This is a genomic window from Actinotignum urinale DSM 15805 (assembly GCF_000420445.1).
GTDB classification, from domain to species: domain Bacteria; phylum Actinomycetota; class Actinomycetes; order Actinomycetales; family Actinomycetaceae; genus Actinotignum; species Actinotignum urinale.
Window position 1 is genome coordinate 301,628 of record NZ_ATUY01000001.1, and the last position, 15,852, is coordinate 317,479.

General features: G+C 51.8%; 18 protein-coding genes and 4 pseudogenes. 15 read left to right on the forward strand and 7 right to left on the reverse strand.

Annotation, left to right across the window (positions count from 1 at the left end):
* Positions 1 to 311 precede the first annotated feature (311 nt).
* The 5 genes from G445_RS0101335 (at position 312) to G445_RS09070 (ending at position 3,301) form a co-directional block, all read left to right on the forward strand.
* Positions 312 to 527 carry a hypothetical protein gene (locus tag G445_RS0101335; protein ID WP_022865779.1) on the forward strand — a complete coding sequence of 72 codons (216 nt, stop codon included), beginning with the start codon at positions 312 to 314 and terminating at the stop codon, positions 525 to 527.
* Positions 521 to 970, forward strand: coding sequence for a hypothetical protein (locus G445_RS0101340; RefSeq protein ID WP_022865780.1), 450 nt, complete (start codon positions 521 to 523; stop codon positions 968 to 970). Before G445_RS0101335 ends, G445_RS0101340 begins: the two co-directional genes overlap by 7 nt.
* A 106-nt stretch (positions 971 to 1,076) precedes the next feature.
* Positions 1,077 to 1,412 carry a hypothetical protein gene (locus tag G445_RS0101345; protein ID WP_022865781.1) on the forward strand — a complete coding sequence of 112 codons (336 nt, stop codon included), beginning with the start codon at positions 1,077 to 1,079 and terminating at the stop codon, positions 1,410 to 1,412.
* Between the two features lie 178 nt (positions 1,413 to 1,590).
* Positions 1,591 to 1,884, forward strand: a complete 294-nt coding sequence (locus tag G445_RS0101350; RefSeq protein ID WP_022865782.1) for an Nmad4 family putative nucleotide modification protein — start codon at positions 1,591 to 1,593, stop codon at positions 1,882 to 1,884.
* A 76-nt stretch (positions 1,885 to 1,960) separates the two neighbouring features.
* Complete coding sequence (locus tag G445_RS09070; RefSeq protein WP_022865783.1) at positions 1,961 to 3,301, forward strand: terminase large subunit domain-containing protein; 1,341 nt, start codon at positions 1,961 to 1,963, stop codon at positions 3,299 to 3,301.
* 540 nt (positions 3,302 to 3,841) lie between these two features.
* Here the strand turns inward: G445_RS09070 and G445_RS0101365 are convergent.
* Together G445_RS0101365 and cmtR are read right to left on the reverse strand one after the other, a co-directional pair.
* Positions 3,842 to 4,444: a cadmium resistance transporter gene (locus G445_RS0101365; protein ID WP_022865785.1), complete on the reverse strand. Its 603-nt coding sequence runs from the start codon at positions 4,442 to 4,444 to the stop codon at positions 3,842 to 3,844.
* A complete protein-coding gene (gene cmtR / locus G445_RS0101370) occupies positions 4,441 to 4,800 on the reverse strand; it encodes a Cd(II)/Pb(II)-sensing metalloregulatory transcriptional regulator CmtR (RefSeq protein WP_026420851.1) in 360 nt (119 codons plus the stop codon). Before cmtR ends, G445_RS0101365 begins: the two co-directional genes overlap by 4 nt.
* Before the next feature lie 867 nt (positions 4,801 to 5,667).
* Here cmtR and G445_RS0101375 point away from each other — a divergent pair.
* Positions 5,668 to 6,873: a MalY/PatB family protein gene (locus tag G445_RS0101375; protein WP_022865786.1), complete on the forward strand. Its 1,206-nt coding sequence runs from the start codon at positions 5,668 to 5,670 to the stop codon at positions 6,871 to 6,873.
* A 39-nt stretch (positions 6,874 to 6,912) separates the two neighbouring features.
* Positions 6,913 to 8,427: a Na+/H+ antiporter NhaC gene (nhaC, locus tag G445_RS0101380; RefSeq protein ID WP_022865787.1), complete on the forward strand. Its 1,515-nt coding sequence runs from the start codon at positions 6,913 to 6,915 to the stop codon at positions 8,425 to 8,427.
* A 153-nt stretch (positions 8,428 to 8,580) separates the two neighbouring features.
* Here the strand turns inward: nhaC and G445_RS0101385 are convergent.
* A pseudogene (locus G445_RS0101385) lies at positions 8,581 to 8,922 on the reverse strand (hypothetical protein); the annotation flags it as partial.
* 163 nt (positions 8,923 to 9,085) lie between these two features.
* Between G445_RS0101385 and G445_RS11625 the strand changes: the two are divergent.
* Both G445_RS11625 and G445_RS0101395 read left to right on the forward strand, forming a co-directional pair.
* The gene (locus G445_RS11625; RefSeq protein ID WP_306718263.1) at positions 9,086 to 9,181 is read left to right on the forward strand and encodes an Nmad4 family putative nucleotide modification protein; all 96 of its coding nucleotides are present in this window, start codon (positions 9,086 to 9,088) and stop codon (positions 9,179 to 9,181) included.
* Positions 9,182 to 9,283: 102 nt separating this feature from the next.
* Positions 9,284 to 9,913 (forward strand): annotated as a pseudogene (locus tag G445_RS0101395) (terminase TerL endonuclease subunit); the annotation flags it as partial.
* Here G445_RS0101395 and G445_RS0101400 read toward each other — a convergent pair.
* Entirely contained in the window at positions 9,883 to 10,404 is a 522-nt protein-coding gene (locus G445_RS0101400; RefSeq protein ID WP_022865790.1) for a methyltransferase family protein, read from the reverse strand. The pseudogene G445_RS0101395 and the gene G445_RS0101400 sit on opposite strands and share 31 nt — an antisense overlap.
* 34 nt (positions 10,405 to 10,438) lie before the next feature.
* Here G445_RS0101400 and G445_RS0101405 point away from each other — a divergent pair, with 34 nt between their 5' ends.
* From G445_RS0101405 to G445_RS11365, 3 genes are all read left to right on the forward strand, one after another.
* Complete coding sequence (locus G445_RS0101405) at positions 10,439 to 11,731, forward strand: phage portal protein (RefSeq protein WP_022865791.1); 1,293 nt, start codon at positions 10,439 to 10,441, stop codon at positions 11,729 to 11,731.
* 176 nt (positions 11,732 to 11,907) lie between these two features.
* Positions 11,908 to 12,072: a hypothetical protein gene (locus tag G445_RS12090; RefSeq protein WP_453983001.1), complete on the forward strand. Its 165-nt coding sequence runs from the start codon at positions 11,908 to 11,910 to the stop codon at positions 12,070 to 12,072.
* A gap of 4 nt (positions 12,073 to 12,076) precedes the next feature.
* Positions 12,077 to 12,247 carry a hypothetical protein gene (locus tag G445_RS11365; protein WP_022865793.1) on the forward strand — a complete coding sequence of 57 codons (171 nt, stop codon included), beginning with the start codon at positions 12,077 to 12,079 and terminating at the stop codon, positions 12,245 to 12,247.
* A gap of 190 nt (positions 12,248 to 12,437) precedes the next feature.
* Here G445_RS11365 and G445_RS0101425 read toward each other — a convergent pair whose 3' ends face one another.
* Positions 12,438 to 13,055, reverse strand: coding sequence for an alpha/beta fold hydrolase (locus tag G445_RS0101425; protein ID WP_022865795.1), 618 nt, complete (start codon positions 13,053 to 13,055; stop codon positions 12,438 to 12,440).
* 256 nt (positions 13,056 to 13,311) lie between these two features.
* On the opposite strand from G445_RS0101425, the gene G445_RS11370 reads away from it, so the two are divergent.
* Positions 13,312 to 13,455, forward strand: coding sequence for a hypothetical protein (locus G445_RS11370; RefSeq protein WP_022865797.1), 144 nt, complete (start codon positions 13,312 to 13,314; stop codon positions 13,453 to 13,455).
* Between the two features lie 213 nt (positions 13,456 to 13,668).
* On the opposite strand, the gene G445_RS0101440 is transcribed toward G445_RS11370, so the two are convergent.
* A complete protein-coding gene (locus G445_RS0101440) occupies positions 13,669 to 14,646 on the reverse strand; it encodes an ABC transporter substrate-binding protein (protein ID WP_022865798.1) in 978 nt (325 codons plus the stop codon).
* A 99-nt stretch (positions 14,647 to 14,745) separates the two neighbouring features.
* On the reverse strand, positions 14,746 to 15,138 hold the full coding sequence (locus tag G445_RS12030; protein WP_156825512.1) for a helix-turn-helix domain-containing protein: 393 nt from the start codon (positions 15,136 to 15,138) through the stop codon (positions 14,746 to 14,748).
* 13 nt (positions 15,139 to 15,151) lie between these two features.
* On the opposite strand from G445_RS12030, the pseudogene G445_RS12095 reads away from it, so the two are divergent.
* A pseudogene (locus G445_RS12095) lies at positions 15,152 to 15,301 on the forward strand (phage tail protein); the annotation flags it as partial.
* A 97-nt stretch (positions 15,302 to 15,398) separates the two neighbouring features.
* Positions 15,399 to 15,852, forward strand: a pseudogene (locus G445_RS0101445) (InlB B-repeat-containing protein); the annotation flags it as partial.

Sequence of the window (15,852 nt, forward strand, 5' to 3'; positions counted from 1 at the left end):
TGTCTAGGACAAGGTTTGCTGGCAATACTGTGATGAGTCACGCCAAAGAAAGAATTGGCGGACATGCTTCTAATCAAGCCAATGCTTACCGGCCGGGTCAGACCACAACCCCGGTAGCGGACATGTCAGCCAAAAAGCACCACAAACCGTGATTTCTCATAAAGAGGTCATGATCTATGCGCCAGTATGTACACGAGTCACGCCACCAGAGCTATGGTCTAATCCTGCCAGCCGATCCCAGACCAGCCACACCCAAAAGTCTCACAGTATGTACATGACCAAACAACCAGCAAGAAAGAGAGGGTTTGGTGATGATGGGACAGCTATACGCCGATCTAGAAGAAATCGAAAACCTCGGAGTCGACCTCACCGATATTGGTGCGGTGTGGAATGCGGCCAAAGACCACGGCTATGAGCACGTAGAAATAATCGTCTCCAACTTTCCAGACAACTACCTGCGCCTCATCAGTGCTTGGCTGGACGATCAAAGCATCGAATTTGATGGTGAGGAGGATGAGCAATGGTGAACACCAAAAAGGCTGAAAACTACGGGCTCGTAGTTACCCTGCCCGCCACGCTTGATGAGACTGAGCTGGCACGGCTGCATGAAATTATCGCAGCCAAGAAAGACTTGATAGCTAAAGCGCTCGGCGCGAGCCAGCTTAGCATCACCACCAGTAGTGAGGGGCTGAGTTTCCCGTGGTGGGATGAGCTGCCCGAGTTCGAGAAGATCACTGCCTACACCGAGTTCTTAACGAAGCTGATCACCTACGCCAAACGGATCCACCGCACCGTAAATCGCAGTACAAGACAGGTAAGTAATGAGAAGTATGAAATGCGTTCCCTGCTTTACCGCATCGGACTTTCTGGTAAAGAAAATAAGGAAGTACGCAAGATTTTACTTGCACCATTAAGCGGCAATTCTGCATGGAAAACCCCGCCACTAATAAACACTAACCAAGAGATGTAAACCACTATTTATTAGGCAAAATAGGCGGCAAAATGACTGGATAAGTAGCGAAGTCTATGGCTGTATATACATACCGAAACGGTACACAACACATAAGGAAACAGCCATGAACACCAAAGAACCTGAATACAGCGTCGAGGAAGAAAACACCGAACGCCTTATCGGACGTGCTAACCGGTTGGGATACACCATCACCAGCATTGAGATTGAACCTGGCCGGGTCGCGATTTCTATTGTTCCTTCCCCGCTGTTCCCCTACACCCCGGAGCTTGACCGAGACTTTGAAACCGATCAATGGCGGGTGCAAACCACCTCCTACGGAGCGTTGAACCTAGACAACATCGAACAAGTCACCGAGGGATACGGACGGGCAGCAGCGATGGTGCGTGAACTTGAGCATGCTACACCAGGAAACGTTGTCAACTACCACCTGACCCGTTAAAACTAAACACACAGGCAACCCCACCTGGCGTGGGGTTTTCCTTTATCGTGAAGCGTTATGACCTAGAGATGTACATCTCTAAGTTTTCTTGAAAATAGGCGGAAAACGACTGGATAAGTAGCGAAGTCTATGGCTGTATATACATACCGAAACGGTACACAACAGAAAGGTAGCAGCCATGAACACCACAAAGATCACCAGCGAAACCCTCCAGATGAGCGTTGATTCCTACGGGACGGTTCTTGCCTACGGGAACTACACGCTAGCAAGTTTTGCTACCTGGACCAAGACTGAAGGCTTTGGCAATAACGCCCAAATCTACCGGTTGATGGAAGAACCCGTCAGCGGGTTCGGGCCTAACTCGAGGGGCCGCGGAGAATGCGAACTCGAACTCATCGCTGAGTCAGACCACCTTTTCGCTGACGCCGGACATGCGATCGCCTGGGCGTTAGCTAATCTTCCCGAAGCCTAGCCCCCGCCGGGCATGAGGGCACCTGCTATCGCTGGTAGCAACTGACTTTTTAACCAATAGAAGGTAACTGATTCGTATGCGTCAGCTAGCTGAATATCACCCGACCCGGTTCATGGCTGAAAGCTCGCGCTATGACAAGCGCCGAGCCGACTTTGCGGTCGCGTTCATCCAAGCGTTAAAGCATACGAAAGGCCGGTGGGCAGGAAAACCTTTTAAGTTGATTGATTGGCAAGAACAAATCATTCGCGACCTTTTCGGGGTGGTAAAACCTGACGGGTTTCGCCAATTCACTACCGCCTACGTGGAGATCCCTAAAAAGCAAGGGAAATCTGAATTAGCCGCCGCCGTCGCACTCTTACTGTGTTGCGGCGATGGCGAGGAACGCGCTGAAGTTTATGGGTGTGCTGCCGATCGGCAACAAGCATCCATCGTGTTCGAAGTGGCAGCCGACATGGTGAGAATGTGTCCCCCATTAGCCAAGCGGGTAAAGATCCTTAGAAGCCAAAAACGTATCATCTACTCCCCTACTAATTCTTTCTACCAGGTACTATCGGCCGAGGCCTATTCCAAACACGGATTCAATATTTCTGGAGTGGTATTCGATGAGCTACACACCCAACCCAACCGGGCGCTCTTCGACGTGATGACCAAAGGCAGTGGGGATGCTCGCACCCAGCCACTGTATTTCTTGATCACAACCGCCGGCACCGACACCCACAGCATCTGCTACGAGCAACACCAAAAAGCCCAAGACATCCTAGATGGCAAAAAGCACGACCCCACTTTCTATCCAGTCATATATGGGGCAGCGCAAGATGATGACTGGACCGATGAAGCCGTGTGGCATAAAGCCAACCCATCCTTGGATATAACCGTGCCTGTTGAGAAGGTGCGGGCAGCGTTTAACTCTGCCCGCCAGAATCCGGCTGAAGAAAACACGTTCAGGCAGCTGCGGCTCAATCAGTGGGTGAAGCAGAGCGTGCGGTGGATGCCTATGCACGTCTGGAATCAAAACAACACCCCAGTAGATTTATCGGAGTTGGAGGGCCGGGTTTGTTACGGCGGACTTGACCTGGCATCCACCACCGATATCACAGCTTTCGTACTGGTATTCCCACCCACGGATGACGATGACAAATACACGGTCGCGCCCTGGTTTTGGATACCCGAAGACAACCTGAAACTGCGAGTCGCCCGCGATCACGTCCCCTACGACCTATGGCATCAGCAAGGCCACCTACTCACGACTGAGGGCAACGTGGTGCACTACGGGTACAAGTTCGCCATGTCGTTGTCACCCAGTCAGTTAACAGGTCAGTCAACTCCTCAACGTGGTCGCTCAGCGGGTCCGTGCGGTCGTAATTGGTACGCAAGTGGCGCTCGAATGGAACGACGTTGGCAACGCCAATGGCACTGACGGCTACTTCTCTTCGCACCGCAGCGCACACCGCAACGGCCCACGTCGCGCGAAGCCGGCTGGGAAGCACATGGAAGTCCCGCCCGACGTTGAGCCCCTGGTGCCACACGGGTTTTCTCCGCGGCCAAGAACGTATTCGTGCGGATCTTTTCTGGCCGCGAGTTCTTCCACCACGCCCGCGAACACCGCCGACACCGGGACAGCATGGACCATGTCGTAGCGCTTTACCCACACGGTTCCGTTGTCATCTCGGGTGACGTCCTCCGCACGGAGGTACGACGCGGTAGCGCCGCTACAGCCCGCACCGAGACAAAGGGCAAGGACACCTTCGGCGGCGCGTTGTCGCCCAACTTCCACTGCTCAATGTCGTCAGCGTCAGGCTTGCGACCACCCCGCGGAGCAGGCGGAGTCGGCTTCTGTTCGGTGCGCGGCCGCGACCAGGCAGCAGCGTCAAGCATGGCAAGGTTCACGGTCAAGTCCCATCAGCAAGCGTTACACAACACTAAGGGACGCAACCGCCGTTGGAACACTGCTGCTATGTCAGAGCCCGAAAGCTCCGCCGCTGACGAGGATCACGATGCCGAGGCCGATGAGAACGATGGGAAAGAGGATGTCCTCCCAGCGTTCGAGCACTTCCGCGATCGGGGGGCGGGTGGCGACGAACTTTGCCAGGGCCACCAGGACCGCAACGAACGCGAGGAAGATAACGCAGTAGGCGACTACTGCGAGAGGTTCCACGCTGAGGAATACAGGGGTGTAGACACCGATGTTGTCGCCGCCATTGGCAAACGTGACGCCTGCGACTGTCCAAACGCCGACCTTCTTGCCGGCAACCTTGGCCTCGTCGTCATCGTCGTCATCGTCTCCGCGCCAGGCCTGCCATGCGGCCCAGAGGCCGATGCCCAGAGGGATGAGACCAAAGTATGGAATAGCTGCCGGGGGCAGAAATGCTCCGGCGCCGATGGTCATAAGGATCGCGGCGACGAGGATGCCGGCAAATCCGAGGAACTGGCCGGCCAGAATACGAGCGGTTGTGCCTCTCTGGCCTGCCCCTCGCGCGAAGAAGAGGGAGAGCACGATGATGTCGTCGATGTTGGTAGCTGCGAACAGGCCTATCGCCTGCAAGACCGTGGTGAGGATCATGCGCCCTCCCCAGCTACGTCGCATCCGGGAAGCGAGCAGGCGGGATCGATGCACGGGGCGTCTTCGTCTACTGCCAGGGTGGCATCGACCAGTGTCGTCAGCGCCTGCGCCAGGTGCGGATCGGCGATCTCGTATCGTGTCCGACGACCCTCGGGCTCGGAGACGACGATACCGCAATCGCGCAGGCATGCCAGGTGGTTGGACACATTCGAGCGTGTCAGGTCCAGAGCTCGAGCCAGTTCCGCCGGGTAAGCGGGATGGTCGAGCAAGGTCAAGATGATCCGAGATCGAGTGGGGTCGGCCAGTGCACGACCCAGGCGGTTCATCACGTCGAGACGCGAAATAATAGTCAGCATACACTGAATTATACAGCGAGCACTGAACATGTCAAGTCCGATGTAGCGGCGTAGCAGCGTGTGCTGCTCAGAAGACAGTGGAAGTGGCAGAGATTCCGGCAAAGTTGCGAAACAGCGTCGCCAGCTCGAGATCCAAGTTGTGGAGATGTGATCTTTAGTTCGTATGCTCGTGGATCGCTCCGACCTGACCACAATCTGCTCAGGAATGTGTTTCTTACATCTTCACGGCTTCCCATCTTCCTACTCCGCAGGTGTCTAGCACGGGAATACACACTCAAAGTCCTCGGGTCCGAAAAACTAGCTCACACGAGGACGCTTTAGTTAGGTAAGGCTTAACCACGTGGTGCCTCAAGCAAAGTTAGCATCGATGCCGTCAAATACTTCCCGCACTGGCACCCAGAGGCTACCCACACGCGCTCTAAGGCTTTCTTCGACATGACCGAATACTTAGTAGGCCGAACCGTGCGGTAATCAATCCTTACCACACCCGGATCACCAACAACATCACTTGTCAGATACCTCCTTGCGCTAACCCTGGACAATCCTGTTACCTCACAAAAATTATCTAACACTCTCCCCATTTTCCTTTTTCGAAGCCCCGCGATAGACCTGACGCAACCGCTTCGTAACCTCAATGCGCGTACCCAAACAAACCACTCCATCATTCATGCAAACAATCTATTTCGCGCTCAAACTAAATGAGACACCACACCACCTTCACGCTCAAAATATGTAAAGTACGCCGTCATCTTGACAATACTTTTATCGAAAATGGATAATGGAGAATTACAGAGAAGAAAGCATGTCAACGTCGCATGCTTTCCGGGTCACTGAGGACTCGATCTCCTCTAACGAAAGTCGCTTGTTATGAATATAGACTTTTCTCAGCCAGTTAATCGCTGGAATACTCACAGCGCTAAATGGGATTTGCTCACACAACCCTACGGAAAAGATGCCATTAGTTTATCTGTGGCAGATATGGAATTCCGTACAGCTTCCCCTATCTCACAGGCTATTTGTTCTGCTGCTGAATTAGGCTGCTACGGTTACACCGAAGTCTTTGAAGATTTCGCCAACACTGCCGTTCACTGGCAAATTCAACGCCACAACTGGAGTCCCGATCCTTCGTCGGTCATATTTTTCCCACGTGTTGTTCAGTGTTTATCCTCCTTACTCCATAGCCCTATTCCATACCACACAAATCATCCGCCTCAACTCGGCACAGAACATAAAAATTGGCGCGTTTCCTGCCTTTTCCCGGCATATGATCCACTGATCGAAGTCATCGAACTCTCAGATGCACAGCTCATTCCCGTAGAATTAGTAGAAGAAAAAGGCAAATACGTTATAGATTTCACCGTCCTGCGCCAAGCGCTTGAAAAATCAGACTTATTCATCCTCTGCAATCCGCACAATCCCACAGGCAGAGTCTGGACTAGCGAAGAACTTCATTGCATAACGAAGATTGCCAAGGAAACCGGCACTATTATTTTTTCCGACGACGTACACGCAGATTTCCTGCGCGGGGTAACACATCCATATACCCCTTTGGCCTCAATCGCACCTGATTTATGGGAATCCGGGCACATTATCCACTGTGCTTCTCCGGGAAAAACTTTCAATCTTGCAGGCCTTGAATCCACGGCAATTTTTAGTCAAGGAGATACCGCGAAGCTTCTACACAAAGCCAAAAGAGCATACGGCTTACACAACCCGAACTATTTTGCCATACCTGGAGCTATAGCAGCATGGACTTACGGAGAAGAATACCTCGAAGAACTACTCCCCTATATTGACTCCAACATTGGATATACGGTGAATTATTTTCGCACACATCTACCTCGGGCTATTGTTTACGAACCTGAAGGAACCTACCTGGTATGGATTGATCTTCGTTCCTACATTTCTTCTGCTGAAGATCTCACCGCGCTTATGCATAAAAGCAAAGTGGTTGTCTCCCGTGGTGAAGATTTTGGTTCACGCTACCTGGGATACATCAGGATTAACACGGCATTACCCCGCACTCAGTTAGAAGAAGCTCTTTCGCGCTTATCCGCACATCTTAACCCCTAAAGCACACAACGTTATTGAGTAATAGAGAGGAAAATTCTCATGTCGAAGGATAAAGACGCGTCTAAGAAAGAACCCACCAAAGATGTAGCTAAGAATAACCCTAAAATAGGCAACCCCAGACAAATCAAACGCCCGGGAGTGCTTTTATCTTTGATCCCGATCGCATCCCTCATCGTTTTGCTCGGCGGTGGATATATCTATGCGCAACTACCTGTAGAACCCCTACTGATTGCAGCAGCTACCGTTTCTGCGCTACTTGCCTGGTACCTCGGGCATGATTGGGATAGCATGATCCAATCAATTGCCCACAAAATCGCGAAAACTATGCCCGCTATTCTCATTCTCATTACCGTGGGTGGGCTTATTGGCGCATGGATGGCTGGCGGAACAATCCCCATGCTTATTTACTACGGTTTGAAAATCATCAATCCCAATTTTCTTACGCTCATTGCTTTAGTGGTTACAGCGATCGTTTCGCTATGCACAGGAACATCGTGGGGATCAGTAGGAACAATTGGCGTGGCATTTATGGGAGTAGCAGTGGGAATGGATGCCAATCTTCCCATGGTGGCAGGGGCTATCGTCTCCGGTGCTTACTTTGGAGATAAACTCTCGCCGTTATCAGATACAACAAATATTGCCTCCCTAGCAACCGAAGTGAACCTATTTGTCCACATTAAACACCTCCTGTGGACAACCGTTCCTGCTTTCTTATGTTCAGCAACGGTCTATTTAGTGTGCGGGTTGCAATCGTCAGGCGGAACAGTTCCAGAAAAAGTAGGGACTATTTTGCAAAATCTGGATAACGCATTTAACTGGAACGTTATTATGCTCCTCATTCCGGTGCTCATTGTTCTTATCGGCTCTGTCCTCGGGAAGCCCACCATTCCCGTTATGCTTATTTCCACTTTTGTGGCAATGTTTAACGCAGTCGTTATTCAAAAAGTGAGCTTTGCGGATACGGTGAAAAGCACTGTTGAGGGCTTTAACATCGATATGATTACACACCCGGGATTCAATGCAGACACCGCTATTGAGGAGGTATCTACACTCTTGAACCGCGGAGGCATGGGATCGATGATGAGCGTTCTCCTTATCTGCTTCTGCGCCATTAGTTTTGCTGGAATAGTATCCGTTTCTGGAGCTTTGGAAGTACTGGTGGAAAAGCTGCTCAACTTTGTTCACTCCACCATCAGCCTTATTGCCACCACGATTCTTGTCGGCCTTACAACCATTGGTATCACATCCAACGGACAGGTTTCTTTGCTCATCCCCGGAGAAATGCTTCGGCCGGCCTATATTAAACGCGGGCTTGACCCCAAAAATCTCGGGCGAACCATTGAAGATTCGGTAACCGTGATCGAACCCATCCTCCCCTGGACTTCGGCAGGTGCCTACATGGCCGGCACCTTAGGAGTAGCGACAATCAGCTACATGCCCTGGGCAATATCTAACTGGATAGCACTCTTCTTCGCATTACTGTGGGGACTAACCGGTATTGGAATCGCCAAGCTCACCCCTGAAAAACAGGCAGAATTGGAAAAGGATCTCTAAATAATTGAAGTAAGTGTAAATAGAGCGCTCTGTTGAACTCAAGTATAGGTACTCGCGACCGTCAGCAGTATCAACCCTACGCGCTACAATGACGAATTATTCATCAAGCGCACGCCCGCCTACAACATATGTACCGGGTGTGCGCTCTCATGTTTATGCCACGACAATATTGCGCGCCCCAGCATGGGACAGCGTCGTTAAGAATTCTTTATCAGCGGTGCGATCCGTAATCAAAGTCCAGTTTTCGGGGAAAGCAGACCAGTAGGGAGATCCGCCGTCGTTCATTTTCGTGGAATCAGCGAGGACATAAATATTCGATGCACGGCCCATCATTTTCGTTTTCAAGCTGGATTGTTCGTAACTGAGGGATGCAATTCCCTGTTCCGGATCAATATGTGATGAGCCGATGAGTGCGGAGTGGGCGTGGATATTATCGAGCATTGAGAGTGCTGGACTACCGTTGATGTTATCTGCTTCAGTGTGGAGGAAGCCACCTAAAACGAGAACCTACACTTTTTCTTGCCGCGAAAGGACGTTAAGCGCACGCAAACCATTAGTTGCTACAGAGACGTCAAAATTATTACCCATTGCTAGGCAGAGCTACTCTGTTGTTGTTCCAGCGTCCATAATAATATGTTCGTCATCATGAATAAGCTGGCTGGATGAAGGCAAACCATACAACGAATCCGATGAAGCCTTCACCGACGAAGGCCACGCCACCGCCTGGGCGATCGGCATGATCAACGCCCTCTAACCACCGCCAGCCCCGACCCACACCGGCCGGGGCACGGCTCTGAGCTTGCCACTTGCGCACTGGGCGCATCTTCCTTCTTGTTTGGTCACATGACAGTCCCTCGTGTGTTACGGCGGGCTGGATCTTGCGTCGACGACGGATATCACGGCGTTCGTGCTCGTCTTTCCACCCGAAAGCGGCGACGAACCCTATGTGATTGCGCCGTGGTTCTGGATCCCCGAAGACAACCTCACACTCCGCGTTAACCGTGACCACGTGCCCTACGACCTGTGGCAACAGCAAGGCTTTCTACAAACCACGGAAGGCAACGTCGTTCATTACGGAGCGATCGAAACCTTCATCGAGCAACTCGGGACTCGGTTCGATATTCGCGAGATCGCGTTCGACCGGTGGGGAGCTGTCCAAATGAGCCAAAACCTCGAAGGCCTCGGCTTCACCGTTGTCCCCTTCGGGCAAGGGTTCAAAGACATGTCCCCACCAAGCAAAGAGTTGATGAAGCTCGCACTCGAAGGTCGGCTTGCCCATGGCGGACATCCAGTCCTGTCCTGGATGGTCGATAACATTCACGTGAGAACCGACCCAGCTGGCAACATTAAGCCGGATAAGCAGAAGTCTACGGAGAAGATCGACGGAGTCGTCGCCACCATCATGGCCTTGGATCGGGTTATCAGGTGTGGCAACACCCCAGAGGCGAGCTCAGTTTATGATTCGCGGGGACTTTTGGTGCTATGAGGTGGCCAGGGAAAGATGCGGTTAACGCGGGCGGCATAGCGGGTGTATTCGTCACCGAATTTGTTTTCTAACCAGCGCTCTTCAGTGTGTTTCATCAAGACGCTCAGACCCACCCAATAAATCACTGGTAGGGCTAGCAGCCACCAGTTTGCTTGCACGAGCAAGAGACCACAGTTCAACAGCAAAAAGGCTGCGTAAACGGGGTGGCGCACCCATGCGTAAATCCCGCTGGTCATTAACTTGCCGGTCTTGACACTTTGAACCATGTGAGAGCCAAATACAGCCGCACACCACACAATTACGGCCTCCGCAATCACGAGCAGGCCTGCCACAATCATGAGCAGTCGTATCCACGCGTTAGCGATAGCGCCGTTTGATGCGAAACCTAAATAGCTGAGAACGCTCGCCGTGACCGTGAGCGCGAAAATACCCGATACATAGATAGGTCCTACCCCTAGCACGGGAAGATGCGAAGTACCGGCCTTGTTCATAGATATATTTTCGCATACCCAGGAAGGAATTTATATGGGCCTAAAAAACTGGCTACGCCCCAAAGCGCGCGAAGCTAAAAACCACCAGATAACGCCGTCCTATTCGTTTCTATTTGGGCCGACATCTTCTGGGCGTCCGGTGACCGAACGTAGCGCGATGCAAATGACCGCTGTCTATGGCTGCGTACGGATCTTGGCTGAAGCGATAGCCGGGCTACCACTGCACGTCTACCGTTACAAGGACGGTGGCGGTAAGGAAAAAGCAGTCGATCATGGTTTGTATCGACTGTTGCATGATGAACCTAATCCCGAGATGACGTCGTTTGTTTTCCGGGAGACGTTGATGACGCACCTGTTGTTGTGGGGGAACGCGTTTGCTCAGGTAGTGCGTAACGGGCTCGGCGAAGTCATTGGACTGTATCCGTTGCAACCGAATCGGATGAGCGTAGGCAGGGATCTAGACAGCAAGGATTTGTATTACGAATACCAAACCAGCTGGGACGAACCCGCAGGACAATACCAAACCATCCGTCTTACCCCTAACGATGTGCTTCATGTTCCAGGTCTGGGTTTCGATGGGTTGGTTGGATATTCCCCAATCGCGATGGCGCGTAATGCTATCGGTCTGGCACAAGCCACCGAAGACTACGGCGCGAGTTTTTTCGCTAATGGTGCCGCACCTGGCGGGGTGTTAGAGCATCCAGGCACGATTAAAGACCCTTCTCGGGTGCGCGAATCCTGGCAACAAACCTTCGGTGGCGCTCGTAACGGCAACAAAGTTGCGGTGCTTGAGGAGGGAATGAAATACACGCCGATCTCGGTAAGCCCGGAGCAGGCACAATTTTTAGAAACACGGAAGTTTCAGGTGGGCGAAATCGCCCGAATATTTCGTATCCCGCCCCACATGATCGGTGACCTCGAAAAATCGAGTTTTAGCAATATTGAACAACAGTCTTTAGAGTTCGTGAAATACACCCTTGACCCGTGGGTAATCCGCTGGGAACAAGCCATCACGAAAACCCTCCTTAGCCCGCGTGAAAAACCTGGCGTGTTTGTGAAGTTCAATGTCGAGGGGCTACTGCGCGGGGACTACCAGTCGCGTATGGATGGTTATGCGGTGGCACGGCAGAACGGCTGGATGAGCGCTAACGACATCCGCGAGCTAGAAAATCTTGACCGGATTGAGTCGGCCGATGGCGGGGATCTGTACCTGGTAAACGGGAACATGCTCCCGCTCAGTCTTGCAGAGACTTACGCCACCACCCAAGCCGACGAACTAGCTCAACCCGAACTGGAGCCTGAACTGGCCCAGAAAACCGAAGCCTAACCAAGGAGAGGAGGTGGCCGCAATGACCTCAGTTGATTTGGTTGACCAGGTGAAGTCGAATCTGCTCATCACCTTTGACGATGACGACACACTGATCGGCGCGCTGGTTTCTGGCGGCCACCTCCTACGCGACCGCTTTCCAGCACCTGCCCGAAAACCACTACAAGACACACGACATGTCTGGGGCAACCCGGCAAGGCATCGTTATGCTCGCCTCGCATTTCTATGAGTCGCGTGATGGTTCGACGGCAGGGTTCTGGCCCGATAAACCCGATGCGGCACGGGCAGTGTGGAACGCGGTGAACAACCTGCTACGTCTGGATCGGGATTGGAAGGTGTAGACCAATGGCTTCTCTTGGATCCATGCGCACCTCGATCGACCTCATCGCACCAGCGACCCTGCGCGATGCTAATCTGGCAGACTATCGCGGCGCGATCGCCGAAGCCCTCCAGCGCGGCACCCGCCGAGACATCCTGACCGAGCCAGCCCCAAAAGCACCAGCAGCGGACGCATAGTCGAAAACGATAATGCTGTCTTCACGCGGCTTGCCTATATCGGGATGGCCCACCTTCACCTCAGCAAAGTGGAGGTGGGCTTAACCGTGTTTGGTGAGCTGTTGGATCTGGTCGACTGCTGGCGGCTAGAAACCGGGCGTGCCCAGTCGCTGCGTCACTGGTTCATCGACGACGTGATTCCTGCCGGGATTTAGATACTGTTCCAGTGGGCTTTTAGTTCGTGAGCGAATTGTGTGGGCATTGATTGATGCCATTGATGACCCGCGTCTGGCACAACGATGAGGCGGGCATGTGGGATCTGTTGGCTGATGGTGCGGGTGGCAGGAAGATTCGCGCGGTCTTTCACACCGCACGCAATCGTCGTTGGAACCGTGATATTTCCAAGCTCTGGCTCGAAATCAATGGCTGATATTTGACGCAGGATTTCCAGCAACTGTTGCTTGGAAATCTGTGGTGGGCACACGAGACGCTCAGGCAAGGCTCGCATGAGAACGCTTTGAATGCGCATCAATGCTTTAGGAGGGCGCGCCTGCGGAGCTGAAAGAAACAGCGACCGAACCATGTGCGGGTGCCGAATTGCCAGATCAAGACCCATCACCGAGCCAAGAGATAGCCCAACCACGTCGGCTGGATCATTCAGTGATGCGGCGAGTTCGTCCGTGCGCTCATGTAACGACCATGGCGTTCCTGATGGCTGATCGAAAACAGTGGGCGTGAGCGCGTCAATGCTCTCGAACTCGTTGATGACGCCATTCCAGGCTTGCCGGGTCTCACCGAGTCCGTGGAGGAAAAGCACCGGAGTGCTCATCGATGCAAACCACGAGTGGCAAGGTGCCACGCTGCAAGCCCGATCGCACATATTGCGAAACCTGCTACATTAGCGATGCCCGTGACGGGATGCACGACACCGCTCATCCACAAAACAGCGAAAACGACCGTACCGATGACGAGTAAAGCAAACAACGGCCGTACCCACCGGCGATTAGTTACAACATTGGCCCACACGATTCCTCCTCATCCTCTAGCCAATTATAAGCCCCAGCAACGCGAAGGAATACAGACCTATGGCTGACTCCAGTTTTAGTTTGAAGATTGGGCTTGAGGGTGAGCGGGAGTTTAAGCGCGCGATGACGGATATTAACCGTGAGATTCGTGTGCTCGGCAGTGAGATGAAGTGTAATAACTCCACCGATAATGATCCCACGTAAAGTTAATTCTTTGAGTGACTTTTCGATGTAGTTGACGTGGCTTTTTCTGCCATAAGGTTCTCCTTGAGTAAAATCCTGAACTAATTATATGCATGAATACCGATACTTGACCGTTATGATGAAAAATCACAAAAAGAGCATAAATAATTGCCCGCCATCTTCATAGATGACGGGCAACCCTATGAAAGCCTGAAAAGCCGAGAAATTCAGGCTTTACTGAGCATCTGTTTGTAGCCGTGTTGCTACAGCTTCTAGTGCTTCGACGGAGCGAACACTCGCGTCCAACGTTTCTCCTTGGATCACGATGTAGCGTTTATTTTTCACAGCGTCCATTAATTTTGTGGTTGGGTGGGCTTCCAGTTTCGCAATTTTTTCGTCAGCCTTATCCCCCGGCAACCCACGGCCCGAAAGATCTGCGATAACTAAATAATCGGGATTGCGATCTGCCAGTGCTTCCATCGAGACTTCGTTGCGTGTTTTCTTCAAATCTCCGAAAACGTTGGTGCTTCCCGTTAGCTCAGAAATTTCGTTGGCGATTCCTTTTTTACCGTCGACGTGGAGAATTCCGCCTTCTTCCACTCCGAACACAAACGCCAGTTTTTTACCGGAACGGATCCTTGATTTCTTCACGATTGCACTCTGCTCATCAATGAGGGCTTTCGCTTCTTTTTCAGCACCCAGCAGTGTTCCGAGCTGTTCATAATCACGGAAGATGAGATCAAAACCTTTTTCGCCATCTTTACCGCACTCGGTATTGGAAACGAAGGTGGGGATATTATATTTTTTCCATTCTTCACGTGTTCCAGCTAGTGCATTGGTGAAACTACCTTTCTGGGTTGTCACGATAAAATCAGGGTTAACATCACGCAGTTGTTCATTTGTAGGCACCGTTTTTGAAAGGACGGGGATCTTTTCATATTCGGCTTGCCACTTCGGCAACACAGCATTTCGCAAACTGCCGGTCCCTACCATTTTTTGAGCTTGCCCCAGGGCAAATAAATTCTCGGTTGACGCTTGGCGAAGCGAGGCAATTCGAGAAATGGGTTTGGTGACGGTGAGTTCTACGCCACAATTGGTGACGGTGATGGGCTTGAATGTCTCTTTTTCCGTACTCGATTTCGTCCCAGAGGAACACGCAACTAGCGACAATGCTAGCGCGGTGCTTGCTATCAGTGATGCTATTTTTTTCATACAATTATTCTATCATTCTATTTATAGAAAGACAATCTAATTGACGACGATGATGGTACCCGCTCACCCCCCCCTTGGTGACGGCACTCACGGTGGATTCTAGGGGTGGTTGCAACGGTTTATGATTTTAGGCAAGCAGTTTGAGGATCGCAGAAGAAAACATCCATGTTTATTTACCTCGCGACTGGTTGTTGACGGTGCCCTGTCTAACTCTCCGGCAATCGCGTGAATGCTTTTACCTGCATGAAGCCTATCAGCGATAATGATTCGTTCTTGCAGGCCTAGATAGTACGGTCCAGCATTTTCAGGGATCTCCCTTTTTGCACAGTGCCAGGCAAGGCTAGCCTTTTCGTTACGCCCGCTCGAGCGAGTACGTCCATTACGCCATACTTTCCCGGTACGTTTGGAAACGCCCACTATTTTGGCTACTTGCGTAAAATTCAGTCCCTGACGCAAAAGCTCTACATAATGCTCACGGTGAGCAACACACATCTTTGAACGGGACGGGGCATCCCTGGTTTCTGGGTTATGGCAGGGTATTCAGTCACTAGCGTGTTGGTTGTGGAACCGGGTCTCTAACTGGGTGTCTTCAATCTGGAATGGGATTCTCGGATTTTTCGGTATCCATTCTCCTTCTAAGCAAACGGCGTGGGTTGTAAGACAGTGTTTTAATGGCTAAAATGCTTAATAGTCCGAACCACCAATATTGCCCTCAAAAATAAATTATGGCATAAGAAGCGGAAAGTCCCCCCATGAAAGTTTCGTTCAAGCAAGCCCTGGTTATGCTACTGGCACTGGCATTGATACTTCCGGCGGCAGTGATACTTTCCCGGCCGCTGACAGCTGACGCCGCGGAAACCAGCAAATACCAAAATTCCATGGAACTGGAACCAGCGAAGCTTCCTGCTGGCACAACGACGGAAAAGTTCGTCGAGAATCCGAAGCAGCCAGATATCTACACCCTCCGTAGCGATTATCGGGTTGAGAGAGATGGAGACTATGCCATCAATTACCAGCCCTATGTGGCGACAGTAGGGGCAGATGCTACTCAAGAAGAAAAAGACAAGGTAAATAAGACTATTAACCTCCCGGATTTCCTGGGTTACGGCAAGCCTCAAGATAATTTCCATATCAACTACGACACGGTGGTTAACGAAGCTAAAACTGGCGAACAGAGTGGCGATGATGTATGCGGAAAGACCTATC